Source organism: Chitinophaga jiangningensis (assembly GCF_900142605.1).
Taxonomy (GTDB): domain Bacteria; phylum Bacteroidota; class Bacteroidia; order Chitinophagales; family Chitinophagaceae; genus Chitinophaga; species Chitinophaga jiangningensis.
Genome location: NZ_FRBL01000005.1, coordinates 48,480 through 64,409, shown reverse-complemented (window position 1 = coordinate 64,409; position 15,930 = coordinate 48,480). Strand labels below are relative to the sequence as shown.

Here is a 15,930-nt window from a genome sequence, read left to right as displayed (position 1 = left end):
TATAAATAATCAGGTTATTGGATCTTATTGTATTTCAGCGGCATGCCCTGCTTCAGTTGCAGGATGCCGGTGGTGATAACGGTATCGCCTGGTTTAAGGCCACTTACGATCTGAACACTGCTCTGGTCGCGGATACCTGTTTCCACTACTACAAATTTGGCTTTACCGCTATCGGCAACGATTACACGTTTATCGCGGGTTCCTGGAATAACGGCCTGGGAAGGGATCATGATGGCTTCCGGCAGGTCTTTTAAGTTGATGCGTACCTGGGCAAAGGAACCCGGGAAGAGGGTAGCGCTGCTGTTAGGTACGATGGCACGGAGTTTTACGGTGCGGGTGGCCAGGTCGATTTTCGGGTCGATGGCGTAGATGCTGCCGTTATGGTCGTCCTGGTCGCCGGCAACGGTAAATTTCACTTTATCGCCGTTTTTGATCAGGTTCCGGTATTTTTCAGGTACGGTGAAGTCTACCTTGAGTGGGTCTATCTGTTGTAAAGTGGTGATTACCACGGCAGATGACACGATGGCGCCTTCGCTCACGTTACGTAAGCCGAGGCGGCCGCTGAAGGGTGCGCGCAGTTCTGTTTTCTGTAACTGCGTTTGTGTATAATCGATATCGGCGGCGTAGGCGCTTACCTGGTTACGGGTAACATCTACATCCTGGCGACTGATACCATTGATTTTAAGGAGGTTTTCCTGGCGTTCCAGGGTTGTTTTGGCCAGCTGCTGCTGTAATTTGAGTTTAGTGAGCTGCGCTTTCAGGTCTTCGTCATAGATCTTTACCAGCAGGTCCCCTTTTTTAACATTGGTACCTTCTTTAAAATAAAGGTGTGTGATCCGGCCGTTGATTTCCGGTTTGATTTCTACTTCCTCGTTACTCTGAAGTGTTCCGCTGGCGTCGATAAACTGGTCAATAGGAGCGGTTTTTACCACCCATGCATCGATGATCACCTGGGATTTGCCGGGGCCTCCTTTTGGTGCGGCGGCGGCTGGTTCTGCTGCTTTTTTGCCCGTTACCTTCTGAAATACAAGAAAGGCAGCTATACCAGCAATCCCTACAATTGCAATGGTGCGGAACGTACGTTTGGTGTTGGCCATTAAATGATTAGCGTTTAGAATTTCGATTATACCATGAGGGATCTGAAGAACCACAGCGTGTTCACATCACAGGTCTCCGGAGGTCATCCGCGTAAGCATGGGCCAACGACGATAACATTCCTCACAAGCCTGACAAATTTAATAAATGGATGAGGCACTAGCACCCCCGCAACTGTTAATTAGCGTTAAGGGTTTAGATAAGTGGCCAAAAATACGTTTGAGTGGAAATAATAGGCTTCTTATTTTATAAGTGGTAAGAATAAGGGGTGTTTTTGGGTGTTCAAATCATTAAATCTTAAAATCAGGAAATCCGTAAAGTATTCACTGTATTGGCTTTGCAGCGATTTTGGCGGCCGGTGGGCCCACAAAATTTCCCCTTCTTGTTGGCAATTCAATAAAAATTATATTTTTGCAGTCAAGTTTTAAACCAAAAACACTTAAAATTATGTCAGACATTGCATCAAGAGTTAAAAAGATCATCATTGACAAATTGGGCGTTGACGAAGCCGAGGTAACTCCTGAAGCCAGCTTCACCAACGACTTAGGCGCTGACTCTTTGGATACGGTAGAACTGATTATGGAATTCGAAAAAGAATTCAACATCTCCATTCCTGACGAACAAGCTGAAACTATTACTACTGTTGGCCAGGCAGTTGCTTACCTGGAAGAACACGTAAAATAATCCTACTAATCAGAATTGTTTTAATGCAACCAAGACGAGTTGTCGTTACAGGTTTAGGCGCTCTTACACCGCTCGGCAATACTGTGGCCGATTATTGGCACGGTTTGGCGAACGGTGTATCCGGCGCGGATTATATCAGGCAATTTGACGCTTCCAAGTTCAAAACCCGTTTTGCTTGCGAACTGAAGAATTTCGATCCTACTAACTACCTGGACAAAAAGGAGGCCCGTAAAATGGACCCCTTTACCCAAACAGCGGTAATATCCGCGGATCAGGCAATCCTTGATGCCAAGATAGATGCTTCTAAGATCAATGCTGACCGTGTCGGCGTGATCTGGGGTACCGGTGTGGGTGGTATGATCAATTACAGCAACGAGCTGAAAGAATTTTATACTGGTGACGGGACTCCCCGTTTCAGCCCTTTCCTTATTACCAGGCTTATTACTGACATCGCAGCGGGTTCTATTTCTATCCGCCACGGTTTCAGGGGGCCAAATTTCTCTGTAGCTTCTGCCTGCGCATCAGCCACCAATGCTATCATTGAGGCGATGTACAATATCCGTTACGGTAAAGCGGATATGGTGATCACTGGCGGCTCAGAAAACGTCATCAATGAGCCTTGTGTTGGCGGTTTTAACGCCATGAAGGCCCTATCCGAAAGAAATGATGATCCTAAAACTGCTTCCCGTCCTTTCGACCTCGATCGCGATGGTTTCGTAATGGGCGAAGGCGCCGGTGCACTGGTACTGGAATCCCTGGATCACGCGTTGGAAAGAGGAGCTAAAATTTATGCAGAACTCGCCGGTGGCGCAGCTACCGCCGATGCATATCACATCACCGCTCCACACCCCGAAGGTTTAGGCGCCCGCAATGTAATGACCCAGGCCCTCCTGGATGCAGGCATGCAGGCCAGCGATCTCGACTATATCAACGTACACGGTACTTCCACCCCGCTGGGAGACGTGGCCGAAATCAAAGCTGTCCAGCACGTATTTGGCGAACATGCATATAACATGAATATCTCGTCCACCAAATCCATGACAGGACACCTCCTCGGCGCAGCCGGTGCGGTTGAATCCATCGCTGTGATCTTGTCCATCATACATGGCATTGTCCCTCCAACCATCAACCACTTTACCGACGATCCTCAGCTGGATCCAAGATTAAACTTTACCTTTAACACCGCACAACATAGAGAAGTAAGAGCCGGACTCTCCAATACCTTCGGGTTTGGCGGGCATAACGCCTCTGTTATTTTCAAAAAATTTGTTCCTTGATCTGATCTTGATTGTGTGAAATTACTGCCAGGATTTTTATATCGACTTATATCCAACAAAAGGCACTTGTATAAAGAGCTGCATAATTTACTTGGATTCGCACCAGGTAATTTCGCTCTCTACGAGGTAGCCCTGAGCCACCGTTCCAGCAAAGAGAAGTTTCTCGAAAGCAATGAACGGCTGGAATACCTCGGTGACGCCATCCTGGGAGCAATTGTAGGCGACTACCTCTTCAAAAAGTATCCGTACAAAACTGAAGGGTACCTCACTGAAATGCGCTCTAAAATCGTAAACCGCCAGCAACTCAATGATATCGCTATCAAAATGGGGCTGCGCAAACTCACCATCTACGATAAATACAACAGCTTCCTCAAAATTTCCCAGATCTTCGGAAATACCCTGGAAGCCCTCGTTGGCGCCGTATATCTCGATAAAGGCTATAACAAAACACAACAGTTCGTTCATCGCAGGATCATTATGCCGTACATCGACCTCGAACAGCTCGAATCGGTAGAAATGAACCATAAAAACAAACTCTATGGCTGGGCCAATAAAAATGGTAAAGCCCTTGAGTTTGAACTCCTGGAAGAACAAATGGACAACGGCCGCCGCATCTTCACCGTAGGCGCCGTGGTAGACGGCCAGCTCATCTGCAGCGGCAAAGCCTTTAATAAAAAAGACGCCAGCCAGATAGCCGCCGCACAGGCCATCCAGATACTAGGCCTCGGCGACGAGAACTAAGCCTCCTTTCCGTATAGCCATTCGTGCTATTCCTGCTTACACATTCTTTACAGTGCTTTTTTTTGTTTTAGGGAGATGCTAATGCTGTTGCTGACCATTGCAAAGCAAGGGGTAAGTTACCCGGGGCCAACTGCCAAAGCAAGGCTTATTGCCTTACACTATGCCGTAAAATAGTCTTCAGCTTTGCCGGCTCTGTTTTCCGGAAGTCCGACAGGTATATTTCATGATGACGGCCATGGAACTTCAAATGACGGGCACGCATAAACGCATCCAGCTGTTGCAAACTGGCAGGTTCCTCGCTGAAAGGCCCCGTGTGCATAATCTGCACTGCCATACCTCCTTCTATCTCCTTCAGGTCCACCGCACGAAGCCTGGGGTTACTCTTCTTCTTTTCGGTGGTAGTTACCGCCTGCACAAACTGCTGATGAGTCACATAGTCCGGCAAACGCAACACCAGCTCATAATTCCATAAATGCCGCGGTACCTTCAGCGGGTCAGTGGCAGTATCGTCCACCCACCAGTAGCCTTCCAGCTTGGTGACTACGAAATCCTGCCCAGCCGCCTTGTTAATAAATTTGATCGCATAGGCAATGCTGTATAAGGCCTCCACATCCTGGGCGAAGGCAGGGCCGTCGGGGTCGCCTTTCCCGGGGATAGCCAGGAACAGGGCATCTTCAATGTTCACCAGTTCTACTGCTTTGCCGGCAGTATAGTAGCTTTTGTACGCTTTGGTAAGATCCAGTTTTTCCATTTTTCAGTCGTTTTAGTGAAGCAATGGGTTAAATGATATTACAAAGCAACGAAGCAGGTGTGACAACCTTATGTCAGGAGGTTTTTTGCGGGTATTTTTCGATATAGTGCCCATGTAATTCCATAGCGAGCTGATACATGGAATCACGCATGTGGTCGGGAGATATCACCTCCACATATTTCCCAAAGGTAATCAGCCAGCGCCGGAAGTACTCATGGGACGTTTGCATAAACGTCATTTCCGTTTTATCGCCCAGGTTTTTCTCAGACACCAGGCCGAAATAATACTTCTGTTCAGAGATGTAACGGAGCATTTCATTGTCCATCAGTACTTTATATTCTTGCAGTTCCTCGGCATGGTCGCGGTGCTGCTGTTCCAGGTACTCCTTGAGCGTCACGTGTTTGGACTTATCATACCGCTCACTCATCAGCTGCAGTTTGCGGATTCGGTCGGCCCGGAAGTCGCGGTAGCCCTTACGCAGCCTGCACCAGGCAATCAAATGCCAGCTGTTGCCGCTGTGGAATATGCCTACCGGCTCCACCTCTCTGCGGGTGGCAGCCTCATCTTTGATGGAAAAGTATTCCATGCTGAGCGCCTGCTGGTTGCCCAGGGCGGCCTGTATGTCGCTGAGGAAGCGGTTCGGGAAGGCGTCGTCCTGGAGATGCAGCGGGGTAAACCGCAGCACGGCTATATTATCATCCAGGTTCTCCAGGTAGTCCTTATCCCCGCCCCTCAGCACGGAACGGATCTTTTGCATGGCAAAGCCAAACTGCTTTTCGTTGGAGTGGTCGCTGTATTTCTCCATCAGTTTTTCAGCTGTAAGGAGTGCCGCGGCCTCCTCTCTGGAAAACATTACCGGTGGCAGATGGTATCCGTCCACTATATAATAGCCCGTGCCGGCCTCTGCACCTATCGGTACACCGGCCTCCTGCAAGGCTTTCACATCTCTGTAAACAGTTCTTAAACTGATATTGAAACGGTCAGAAATCTCTGCGGCCTTCACTATCCGCTTGCCCTGAAGCTGGATTAGGATGGCTGTAAGTCGGTCAATACGGTTCATGGGAGTAGAATATTACCACTAAGGTCGGGCACGTCGCAATTATTTTTAAATTTTTTTTCTATTGCATTAAACTTTCTGGAAAGTAAAGGGTCTTATTATTGAAACAAATCTTTCAGGGAACGTAAGAATTTGAGAATGAAAGAACTAGTGGATTCCTGAAAGATCATTAAATCGATGCTACAGTACAGAATATAGGTTAAATGGTAAGCCCCTGCAATTTCTTGCGGGGGCCTGTTTTTTTTAGCAAACTTTGTTTCAGGCCTTCGGCCTGGCGATCTTTTTTTCTTGCAAAGCAGGTAAGCAGGTGTTTGTTTTAGGAGAGACCTTCGGTCTCTCCTAAAACGGATTCAGGTCCGCCGAAGGCGGACCTGAATCCGACCTAACCAACATAACAGAATTCTTTGCGGCTTACATGCTTTGCGAGAAAATATACTCGCGTGGGAAAAAGGCCTTAGGCCTTTAATAACTCATCTCGTTTAATTTGACCTTCCCTCTGAAAGTCCAAAACACAAATACGGTATACGAAATCACCAGCGGTGTTCCAATCGCGGCAATCAGCAGCATGATCTTTAATGACTTATTGGAAGAGGCCGCTGCATAAATACTGATGCTGTTTGCCGGGGCAGTGGAAGAAATGATGATATTCGGGTAGAGCCCTATTGCAAACAATATCAGCAGGCACGACATAATAATACAGCTAAACATAAACGCCCGGAAATACTTCCTGCTGTCAATATTCCGCTTGATGTTCAGCAGCGTAAGCACGGCAATCAACGGTAAAACAAATAACTCCGGATGATGCTTAAACGCCTGTGTCATATGCGGTACATAAATCAGTGTGGCCATAGACGTTAGTATGAAGCAAAGGATAAAAAATTTGCTGCAATTGTTCACCAGTACGGTGAGTTTGGCATATAGCCGGTTTTCCGTCTTCATAACCAAATATATAGCCCCGTGCAACATAAATAAGGACAGTGTGGTAAATGCAATCAGGATGGCATAGGGATTAAAGAAGGTAAGCAGGTTGCCGGTAAATTCATGTTGTTTATTGATTGGTAAGCCGTGGATCAGGTTGCCCAGCACAAGACCCAGCAGAAAGGTGATGAAGATGCTGGATACGCAGTAGCTGATATCCCACATCCTGCGCCACCAGGCCCAGGGTTCCTTACTTCTGAACTCTATGGAAATAGCTCTGAATATCAGGGATACCAGGAACAGCATGAAAGGGATGTAAAAGGTAGAGAATAAAACCCCATATACGAGCGGGAACCCCGCAAATAGCGCACCACCGGCAATTACAAGCCATACTTCATTACCGTCCCACACGGGGCCAATGGCGTTTAGTACCAGCCGCCTCGATTCTTCTTTATTAAAAAATAAATGCAGGGCGCCTGCGCCCAGGTCAAAGCCATCCAATACACCATAACCGGTGATGAGGCCACCAATCACCAAAAACCACCATGTAGGAAGATCTAATCCGAGAATTGTTTCCATGCGCTGTTATTTAAGATGGTATGTTAGCAATATTACGTTTGGAGAAATGTTCGCTATCGGTTTCCTCTTCTTCTGTAACGTCCGGGCCATGGCTGATCTTACGGTTAAGTAAAAACAGGAACAGGGCAAACAGTAACACATATACGAACGTAAACAGGATCAATGAAAATAGTACCTGGTCAGCAGTCACTTTTTTGGAGAGAGCATCCGAGGTGCGGAGCAAGCCGTATACCACCCAGGGTTGCCGCCCTACTTCGGCCGCGTACCAGCCGAGCTGATTGGCCATTTGGGGTAACAGTACCGCCAGTACGAAAATCCACATCAGCCAGCGGTGATTAAATAACTGTTTTTTCCAAAGGAGAATCAATGCCAGCAGGGTAAGCCCTATCAGAGTGATGCCGATGGCTACCATGGCATGGTAGGTTTGGAACACAAAGTTTACCGCCCCTGGCCTGTCGGCCGGAGGAGTGGCCCGCAAGCCCTGCACAGGGGCACTAAAGCTGCCGTGCGTGAGGAAGGATAGTCCACCGGGTATTTTAATCCCTGTTGTTTGTTCCTTCTTATTATCCACCCAGCCAACGATGTACATATCGGCAACGGCTAAACTATCATAGTGCCCTTCCATGGCTGCCAGCTTGGCCGGCTGGTATTTGCTGACGTAATCGGCGGACCGGTGACCGGTAAACAACTGCATCAGCGCCGCTACCACGGCCACGCTCAGGCCTACCTTAAACATGGCCTGCGCATGTTTGAGGTAGCGGCCCTTTAATATATACCAGGCCCCCACACTCATCACCAGGAACGACCCGGCGAGGAAAGCACCAATGATCACATGTGAAAACCGATCCACGGAGGAAGGGTTAAACACCATCTCCCAGAAGTCGGTGACCACCGCCCTGGCGCCCAGGTCGTGCCCTTCAATCTTAAAGCCGGCGGGCGTTTGCTGCCAGGAGTTGGCAATCACAATCCACAGCGCGGAAAAAATGGAACCCAGCGCTACCATGATGGTGGAAAAGAAGTGAACGCCTTTGCTCACGCGGTTCCAGCCAAACAGCAATATCCCCAGGAAGCCCGATTCCAGCGCAAAGGCAAAAATACCTTCCGCCGCCAGGGCGCTCCCAAATATATCGCCCACGTAATGTGAATAAGTAGCCCAGTTGGTACCAAACTCAAATTCCATCACGATGCCGGTGGCTACACCAATACCAAATATGAGTGCAAATATCTTAATCCAGAATCGCGTGATATCGCGATATACCAATAAACCTGTTTTCAGGTAAATCCCTTCCATAATAACCAAACACAGGCCCAGCCCAATGCTCAGCGGGGGATAGATGTAGTGAAAAGCCACCGTAAAGGCGAACTGAATGCGGGAGAGTATCTCAACTGACGGCATAATTTCTACAGATATAGCACAAAGTTATTGACATCGATCATCCACGAAACTGATGTTTATCAGGTTCTTTAAATTTAACCTAATAAAGCCTGTTTTTTACTGTTTGTTTTCCCACACTAAAAAAAATCAAAATATTTTTCGGATAAAATGCCCGCGGATGCTGTGTTTGCTGAGGTTTGTTAAAATAGTATTATGGCGTTAACATCGGCTAAAGGAATGGACATGATCACAGGGGTACCTTTATGCTGCATTTTGATTGGCAAATGACAATACAATATCTTATAAATGGTATTACGCGCGGGCCCCGATTTCCATCCGGGCCCTTTCAATGAGTTTTTACTTTCCTCTGAATACACCTGTATTGTTGTGTGTTACCTTAATATATAGCATCACAGCATTTCAAATTATAGGTTGTTTTGGTGATAACCTGTAAGAAGAGTCCTGACTAACCGCAGGACTCTTTAATTTTATCCAGCAAAGTGGAGGACTTAATATAAATTTGCTCTGTACATGCCATTTAGGTAGTATTGCTGATAATCAATGAAATAGCCATGTCTAAACTCAAAAATAGTTCGCACCCCGAAACGATATGCGCCGTGGACTATGCCTTCCAGCGCATCGGTGGCAAACATAAAGGCCGCGTATTATATCAACTATCACGTAAAACTTTGCGATACGGGGAACTGGGCCGACGCATCACCGGCATCACCCCAAAAATGCTTACACAGGTGCTCCGTGAACTGGAAGAAGATGGATTGGTAGAGAGAAAGGTATTCCAGGAAGTACCACCCAAAGTGGAATATTCTTTAACCGATACCGGCAGAGAACTGGTACCGGTGATTATGCTGCTGGCAGATTGGGGAAGGAGTAAAATGGCACAGGTGGCGGCAACGTAATTCACGCAGTAGGGCCGCCAGGCCTGGCGGCCCCTCGCGAAAATCTCCTATACAATAGCTGAAATGTACGAAGATATCAGCGACGACCTTAGCGGGGAGCCGCCAGGCATGGCGGCTCTACATTCGTTAAAAAAATGCCACAAATTGGAAGTGTGACACTCCCACCTATGCCATCGCCATATTCTCTATTTCCTTTTTGCGTTCGCGGTATTCTTCCATTGTGAAGTTATACACCACGGAATCACGCTTGTTCTTGTTCGCCACAAAGTGGCAGGCATGTATATAAGGTTCTGCAATATTCAGTTTATCCAATGGCGTTACTACCAGTAGCTGTAAGTTCAGCTGACCGCAATACTCCATCAGGTAGTGACTCTTCTCCGGGTCCAGCTTACTGAAAGCCTCATCCACAGTAATAAAGCGCAAGCTCCTGTGCTGCCTGTTGGCTTCGTTGATGCCGAACTGGTAGGCAATGGCGGCTCCTAAAATCGTATAGGTAAACTGCGCCTTTTCACCACCGGACAAGCTGCTTGTATCTTCATAGTACTTAAATGCCTTGTTGTCAGAGATATAGAACTCCTTCGCACCGAAGTCGAGCCAGTTACGTACATCCGTCACCTTCCTGCGCCAGGCTTCGTTTTGCTGCAATTCGGTAATCAGCGTTTTAATATTCTGGAACAGCTGTTCGCCGTATGCGTCGTCTTTCTCTGTTTGGTATTTTACGGTATCGGGAACGGCTAAACTGAGTTTATCCTTGAAGTTCCTGATTTCCACATCGCGTACATGGCGGCATTCCAGCTGTAAATACGTATCCGGATTTTTGTTGAAGGTGATGTTACGCAGCGGCTCGTTGAGGTCCTCCATCACTTCACGGATGGCATCCTCCTGTCCGTATATCCATGCACGGTAGTTGGTGATGGCATTGAGCATACTGGTGTCCATATATTTACGGAAACGCTCTTTATGCTCGATCAGGCGCTGGTATTTGATTTGCTCATATAGGGCCGTGAACTCATCCAGGTATTCCACATGGGCGCGCAGGTCGGTAACATCGCCGATCCAGTCAGGGAAGGTGTCGTGCACCGACTTCGGCGGGTTCACAAACGCAGCCAGCAGCCGCGTGATCTCCGTTTGCTTCTCGGCGCTGTTGCGCTGCGCTTCTTTCAGCGATACGTTCAGGCTTTCTTCCGCGCGCTTGCGGTAGCTGTATAGTTGCGACGCATTTGCGGCTGGCGCAGTGATGGCCAGCTCCTCCAGGAAGGCCAGCGCACGCTGCATGGCGATTTCGTCGGTATTGCTCACTTTTAACTGCCCGTAATAGTGCTGTTTTTCCGACAGCTTATTATCCAGGTGGCCTTTTTGCTGCAGGGTATCCGCCTTGCTTTCTTCCAGCTCACGAATGCCGGCAGTGGCCTCATCCAGCTGCTCGCAGATCACTTTATATTTATCACTGGCTTGCAGCAGGTTGTCTTTTTCGCGGGCATGTTGCTCAATAACGGCGGCGTGTTGCTGCCAGCTGATGTCGTCAAAGCTGCGCTGGGTAAGGAAGGCGCTCAGTACCGTTTGCATGGCGCTTACGCCTTTACGGGAGGCCTCCAGTTCATTCAGGCCTGCCTGCAGTTCGTCAATAGCGGAGCTGCATTCTTCCAGGTCTTCTTTCAGCAGGCGTAATTTATTTTTGTTGTTCCAGCCCAGCACAAAATTATTTTGCTGGGAGCGGCCGGGACGGTCATCTTTCTCATGTTTGGAAGCCACGCGGGTTAAGCCTTTGGAGGTAACCGCCTTACGTGCACGCCCAAAAAGATTCATATCGTCTGTACAGATATAGTCAAACTGATCCAGCAGCTGGTTTTGCAGCCACTCCCTGAACTCCGTGCCCGGCTTGATTTCTATCTTCTGTAACAAACTATCTTCTTCCTTAGGCATACGCAGCATCGTATAAGATTCTTCTTCGATCTTATGATATACCAGCCTTGTTTGCAGGTTGTTTTCGTTGATATACCTGTTGATGCGGCTGATATATCCTTCCGGTACCAGCAGGCGCAGGGCAAAGTTATGCAGCACTTTTTCAATGGCGTACTCCCAGTGGGATTCGTCGTCTTTTACGCGCAGCAGTTCCCCGGCAAATGGCAGGTCTTCCTCCGGAACGTCCAGCATGTCAGCCAGTTGCTGACGGATGCGGATCAATTCATAAGGAATATTATTTTTTCTGTTAAGGAGAGATTCAATTTCCTCGTTGATAGTGGCCGCGTGATTTTTTTCGGCAGTGAGATTGCTTTTGTGCAGGAAAATATCTTCCTGAAGTGCGTCCAGCTGCTTTTCCAGGCCTTTGAGTTTTTTCTCGGCGCCTTTGATGTTTTCGTGAAACTGTGCTTCGTCCGGGGAGGCAATCAGTTCCAGTCGCTCTGCCAGCTTGTTGTAGTCATCCATTTTGTTGCGTTTCGCTTCCAGCGATTTCTGCTCGTAATGGATGGTTTTTTCGATGGAGCGCAGTTGCTCATCCACACTGTTGTTGGCCTTTTGCGCAATCAGCTCGTCTTTGCGGAGGTTTAGCTGCTCCAGCTTTGAGTTGATGGAGATGAGGGTGCTGGCGGTTACGCTCAGCTCCTGTTCCAGTTGCTGTATTTCCTGCTGTACGATCTCCCGCTCCTGGCGATTGAAGTAGCCCGGCAGGGTGTCCTGTAATGATAACAGCTCGCGGCCTTTGTTCTGCAGGGTTTCCCATTCGGTGCGTTGCTGGATAATAGGTTCCAGCAGCTGTAATTGCATCTCATCTTTTTGGATGGCGCGGTGGCTGCTTAGTAAGCTGTCATAGTTTTCCCGCAGTTTGAGAAACTCTGCCTCGCTGTCTGTTTCCTCCAGCATGTGTTGTCTGATGAAGGTATTTAAGTCTCCCAATACTTTAATACCCACCGTTTGGTTAAAGAGTGCCAGCGCTTTTTCACTACGCAGCCCGAAAATGTTGCTGAATAATGTGGAATACTCTTTAAAGCTGTCGGTCACCTCTGTTTTGGGGAATTCCAGCTTCAGGCGTTTTTTCCAGTCGCCCTTGGCATCAAACTTTCCATTACCGAAATGGTCGTTGATATTGAGTTTATGTGGAGATACAATGTATTGCCTTTTCATTTCGCCCGCGTACCAGCGCACTTGTGCCAGGGTAATGGTATGCATGGTAGCAGCGTTATAGAAATAGGCCAGCAGCACGGAATAAGGGTTTTGTTCCTTATGGCGCAGTTGTTCTGTTTTAGATTGGAGGGACTCTTCGGAAAAAGTTTTCCCGTAGTAGCCCCAGAAGTACGATTCCTCCCCACGGTCGCGGCGTTGTTCCGTACCGGACGACTGGTTGTAGAAACGTTTCCCGGAGGGCACCAGCAGCGTCAGCAGCGCATCGATGAGCGTGGTTTTACCACTACCATTGGCGCCGGTGAGCAGGGAGGTTTGCCCGTTGGTATTTACCCGGTATATTTTATTGTGAAAGGTCCCCCAGTTATATACTTCAAAATATTGCAGGCGGAAACCGCTTTCTTTGGAATCACTATTGAACAGGGTTGACATGCAGATTTAATTTTGTTTTGATTTCTTCCAGTTTCTCGTTGTTCACGATCGCTTTGATTACGCGTTTTACTTCATATTGCTGCATTTCCTTGTTGGTAGCATCTTCGCGGCTAACGCGGAGGATGCCCACCCCAAGCAGGCTGTTAATAGGCTTGTTCAGGTCTTTGAGCAGTTTGGAGCGGTTGTGGCGCTCCTTAAAGAAGAGGGTGAGTCTTTCCTTAATTTCTTTTTGTGTCATAAACAGTTTGGTGCCGGTGCCTTTGAGGTCAAACTCTTCCAGGGCTTCCCGCAGCACGATGCAGAGCAGGGTAGCCTCGTAGGTGAGCTTGGATTTGCGCATGAGGCGTGGCAGCGGGCGATCGGCATTTTCATCATTGTCGGGCTGCACAATGCGTGCAAAGCCATCGGCTTCATTGATCACCAGTTGCAGGCCTACCTGTTGCAGGTATTTGTGCAGTTCTGTTTGCCAGCCCAGCAGGTCTTTCCAGTAGGCGCGCTCATCTTCGTAAATGGTGCCTTGCATCAGTTTCAGGAAAACATGTGCAAAGGGTGCTGTATTTCGTTCAGACATAAAGGTTAGTTTTTTGAATTGGTAAACAGTACCATCGGCAGGTTGATGATACGATTACCGAGTTTCACAGGATCGGATGTTTCCAGGATGATGTGGCTGGAGGACTGGCTGGCAATGGCAAAGTAGGTGATCAGCTCCGTGAGCCCCTTTTCAGAGCCATAAATCTCTACCAGTTCTTTCAGGCTGATCTGCTTTTTGTTTTGCAGCTGTACCTGTATGCGTTCTTCCAGCTGGGCGCGGTCAATATGGAAATGATTGAACAGCGCCTGCATATCTTCCAGGGAGTACTCTTCCCCTCCTACTCCTTCCGGTAACTGGAAGGCCGGGCTGGCCGCTTTTTCATCGGCCAGTTCCCAACGGTCCGGAAGATCCATCTCCGGATCGGTTTCTATCTCTATAAAATCCTCTGCTGATGGATGGTTACCCAGTGTTTGGAAGGCCAGCACGCGGATATCATTGATCAGCTCCATGGTTTTGCGGCGCTCCGTCATATTGCGCTCGTTGAGTACGCGACTGAGTTTATCGCTCAACTTTTTATTGGCGTCGATCACCTTTTTGCCGGAGGCATGAAGGGACTGCTTGAGCTTCCGGAGGAACCGGTCATTTTTATATTCGATGTCACGGTCTTCAAGGAGTGTGTATAACTTATCGATCAGCTCCCGCATTTCCGACTGCTTGGTTTCATCCATGAGAAACTGCCAGAAGGAGTAAAAGCTTTTACCCTGGTCCTTTTGGCGCAGGGCCTCAAAAGCATCCAGCGTGTAGGCGAGCAGGGTACCTTTGGCTACGTCACGTTCACTTTGTTTGCGGTAGATGTCCTGGGTGATTTGTTCGAAGTTGGATTCCACTTCTTTAAAATCTCCCAGCAGCTCGCGGGCCATACGGTTTACATCGTATACCCTTTCTTTGATCTGGGTATCGTCAAACACCTGTACCTTACCGGTGATGGTGATGGCCTGTATTTCCTGTTCTATCTCAAATTTCTTTCTTTCCAGCTCCTGGATGCGTTGTTCCGGATCTTTATTACTCTGGTCCACCAGCTCCTTGAGTTTGGAGAAAATATCCTTAAAGCGGCTTTCGGTGCCTATAAATTCGCGTTTCTGCAAGGTAGTGACCCAATGGAGCACTTTTTCCGTATCGCTGCTCAGCTCATGGATATCAATACCTTCGTCGTTGGGGTATTTGCGAAGAAACCCCTGGTTACTCCACTGGTCAATGTATTTTTTAGCTTTAGTATCATCGTCTTCCAGCAGGGAAACCGCATCGATCTCATCGTCTGTGGCGCGGTAGCCGGTATGCGTAAGATAATCTGACAAGCGGGTTACCAGTTCGGCATTGGTAATGATTGTCTGGTTTTTTTCTTTGAATACGGTGTGAAAAAATGACAACATCATTGGAGCACTGCGGGCCCGTAGTATCTTCAGCGTTACTGACTGGGCAAACAGCAAACATAATTGTTCATACGTCATTCGGTAAAAATAAGGAAAAAAGGTATTCGGTTACATGATATAAAGTCCGTTTGCACGGGGTTCTACAGGAGCCGGGATGTCGGTTTCGCCGAGGGTTTCCAACAGGTTGATTTCTATGGTCCTGGCGATACTGTCCAGCGGCATGGCCAGCGGGTTGTAGGTGAATGGATTCATGAGATTAATGCCGTTGAGGTGCGTGGTATGGAATACAAACCCGAACGCCCATCCGAAAAGGATGGACCAGGCGCCGATGGATTCTGTCATCATCAGCGTGTTCATGATCACATAAAACCAGATGAACATTTTCGTGAAATACACGTAGCTGGTGGGGAAAACGGTGTTTTTGATCCGTTCGCATTTGCCCATGCTGTCGGTGTTTTTCACCAGCAGGTCGTTGAGTTCGAGGAACTGGAAACCGTCTACCGTGCCGGTTTGTTTGAGCCGTTGCAGGTCCTGCGCCTGCAGGTTTAGGATCGCATTGGGAACGTTGGTTTGTCGCCTAACTATCTCTACTTCTTCCGGTGAAAGGTAACGGTGGTAGTATTCATCGGGGCGGTTGCGCAGGGCCGATTTAAGGGCGTAGAGGAAAGCCAGGTGGCGGTAGATCATGTTGCGGGCGGTAGTGGTGCGTTGGGATTCATTGTCGGAATGATAAAAATAGAGCAGGCAGCGGGTCCAGGAGCGGGAATCGTTTACCAGCGCTCCCCAGATGATCCTGGCCTCCCACCAGCGGTCGTATGCCTGGTTGTTATTAAAGCCGATGAAAAACGCGATGGCCGTACCTAATACCGTAGAAATAGCGCCGGGTATATTGATATGATCGCTGAGCCAATAAACATCCATATAGTAAACACCGGTACAACAGAGGAGCAGCAGCAGGTCCACCTTCCAGGTGAAGGAAAATACCTGCATGAGCGACAGCTTGGACTTTATCAGCATAAACG

The 15,930-nt window shown here is 48.3% G+C and carries 13 protein-coding genes; 4 read left to right on the top strand and 9 right to left on the bottom strand.

Features of this window, described 5'->3' with window-relative positions:
* Positions 1–14 precede the first annotated feature (14 nt).
* Positions 15–1,097, bottom strand: a complete 1,083-nt coding sequence (locus tag BUB18_RS13235) for an efflux RND transporter periplasmic adaptor subunit (RefSeq protein ID WP_073081567.1) — start codon at positions 1,095–1,097, stop codon at positions 15–17.
* 445 nt (positions 1,098–1,542) lie between these two features.
* Between BUB18_RS13235 and BUB18_RS13230 the strand changes: the two genes are divergently transcribed.
* The 3 genes from BUB18_RS13230 (at position 1,543) to rnc (ending at position 3,797) form a co-directional block, all read left to right on the top strand.
* Entirely contained in the window at positions 1,543–1,779 is a 237-nt protein-coding gene (locus BUB18_RS13230) for an acyl carrier protein (RefSeq protein ID WP_012788038.1), read from the top strand.
* 23 nt (positions 1,780–1,802) lie between these two features.
* Positions 1,803–3,056 carry a beta-ketoacyl-ACP synthase II gene (fabF, locus tag BUB18_RS13225; protein ID WP_073081564.1) on the top strand — a complete coding sequence of 418 codons (1,254 nt, stop codon included), beginning with the start codon at positions 1,803–1,805 and terminating at the stop codon, positions 3,054–3,056.
* Positions 3,057–3,122: 66 nt separating this feature from the next.
* Positions 3,123–3,797, top strand: a complete 675-nt coding sequence (gene rnc / locus BUB18_RS13220) for a ribonuclease III (RefSeq protein ID WP_245805661.1) — start codon at positions 3,123–3,125, stop codon at positions 3,795–3,797.
* 145 nt (positions 3,798–3,942) lie between these two features.
* On the opposite strand, the gene BUB18_RS13215 is transcribed toward rnc, so the two are convergent.
* From BUB18_RS13215 to BUB18_RS13200, 4 genes are all read right to left on the bottom strand, one after another.
* Entirely contained in the window at positions 3,943–4,548 is a 606-nt protein-coding gene (locus BUB18_RS13215) for a GyrI-like domain-containing protein (protein ID WP_073081561.1), read from the bottom strand.
* Between the two features lie 73 nt (positions 4,549–4,621).
* The gene (locus BUB18_RS13210; RefSeq protein ID WP_073081558.1) at positions 4,622–5,608 is read right to left on the bottom strand and encodes a helix-turn-helix transcriptional regulator; all 987 of its coding nucleotides are present in this window, start codon (positions 5,606–5,608) and stop codon (positions 4,622–4,624) included.
* 459 nt (positions 5,609–6,067) lie between these two features.
* Positions 6,068–7,102 (bottom strand): cytochrome d ubiquinol oxidase subunit II, encoded by a 1,035-nt coding sequence (cydB, locus tag BUB18_RS13205; protein WP_073081555.1) that lies wholly within the window; start codon positions 7,100–7,102, stop codon positions 6,068–6,070.
* Positions 7,103–7,112: 10 nt separating this feature from the next.
* On the bottom strand, positions 7,113–8,498 hold the full coding sequence (locus tag BUB18_RS13200) for a cytochrome ubiquinol oxidase subunit I (RefSeq protein ID WP_073081552.1): 1,386 nt from the start codon (positions 8,496–8,498) through the stop codon (positions 7,113–7,115).
* 551 nt (positions 8,499–9,049) lie between these two features.
* On the opposite strand from BUB18_RS13200, the gene BUB18_RS13195 reads away from it, so the two are divergent.
* Positions 9,050–9,394 carry a winged helix-turn-helix transcriptional regulator gene (locus tag BUB18_RS13195; protein ID WP_073081549.1) on the top strand — a complete coding sequence of 115 codons (345 nt, stop codon included), beginning with the start codon at positions 9,050–9,052 and terminating at the stop codon, positions 9,392–9,394.
* A gap of 165 nt (positions 9,395–9,559) precedes the next feature.
* On the opposite strand, the gene BUB18_RS13190 is transcribed toward BUB18_RS13195, so the two are convergent.
* The 4 genes from BUB18_RS13190 to BUB18_RS13175 are packed head-to-tail and all read right to left on the bottom strand — an operon-like array spanning position 9,560 to position 15,925.
* Positions 9,560–12,946 carry an ATP-binding protein gene (locus BUB18_RS13190; RefSeq protein WP_073081546.1) on the bottom strand — a complete coding sequence of 1,129 codons (3,387 nt, stop codon included), beginning with the start codon at positions 12,944–12,946 and terminating at the stop codon, positions 9,560–9,562.
* Positions 12,927–13,517 (bottom strand): DUF4194 domain-containing protein, encoded by a 591-nt coding sequence (locus BUB18_RS13185; protein WP_073081543.1) that lies wholly within the window; start codon positions 13,515–13,517, stop codon positions 12,927–12,929. Before BUB18_RS13185 ends, BUB18_RS13190 begins: the two co-directional genes overlap by 20 nt.
* Before the next feature lie 5 nt (positions 13,518–13,522).
* Positions 13,523–14,986, bottom strand: coding sequence for a DUF3375 domain-containing protein (locus BUB18_RS13180; protein WP_073081540.1), 1,464 nt, complete (start codon positions 14,984–14,986; stop codon positions 13,523–13,525).
* 30 nt (positions 14,987–15,016) lie between these two features.
* A complete protein-coding gene (locus BUB18_RS13175) occupies positions 15,017–15,925 on the bottom strand; it encodes a bestrophin family protein (protein WP_073081537.1) in 909 nt (302 codons plus the stop codon).
* Positions 15,926–15,930 lie beyond the last annotated feature (5 nt).

Coding starts and splice junctions, on each gene's coding strand:
- BUB18_RS13235 (WP_073081567.1), bottom strand. CDS start 1,097: ATGGCCAACACCAAACGTACGTTCCGCACCATTGCAATTGTAGGGATT.
- BUB18_RS13230 (WP_012788038.1), top strand. CDS start 1,543: ATGTCAGACATTGCATCAAGAGTTAAAAAGATCATCATTGACAAATTG.
- fabF (WP_073081564.1), top strand. CDS start 1,803: ATGCAACCAAGACGAGTTGTCGTTACAGGTTTAGGCGCTCTTACACCG.
- BUB18_RS13215 (WP_073081561.1), bottom strand. CDS start 4,548: ATGGAAAAACTGGATCTTACCAAAGCGTACAAAAGCTACTATACTGCC.
- BUB18_RS13210 (WP_073081558.1), bottom strand. CDS start 5,608: ATGAACCGTATTGACCGACTTACAGCCATCCTAATCCAGCTTCAGGGC.
- cydB (WP_073081555.1), bottom strand. CDS start 7,102: ATGGAAACAATTCTCGGATTAGATCTTCCTACATGGTGGTTTTTGGTG.
- BUB18_RS13200 (WP_073081552.1), bottom strand. CDS start 8,498: ATGCCGTCAGTTGAGATACTCTCCCGCATTCAGTTCGCCTTTACGGTG.
- BUB18_RS13195 (WP_073081549.1), top strand. CDS start 9,050: ATGTCTAAACTCAAAAATAGTTCGCACCCCGAAACGATATGCGCCGTG.
- BUB18_RS13190 (WP_073081546.1), bottom strand. CDS start 12,946: ATGTCAACCCTGTTCAATAGTGATTCCAAAGAAAGCGGTTTCCGCCTG.
- BUB18_RS13185 (WP_073081543.1), bottom strand. CDS start 13,517: ATGTCTGAACGAAATACAGCACCCTTTGCACATGTTTTCCTGAAACTG.
- BUB18_RS13180 (WP_073081540.1), bottom strand. CDS start 14,986: ATGACGTATGAACAATTATGTTTGCTGTTTGCCCAGTCAGTAACGCTG.
- BUB18_RS13175 (WP_073081537.1), bottom strand. CDS start 15,925: ATGCTGATAAAGTCCAAGCTGTCGCTCATGCAGGTATTTTCCTTCACC.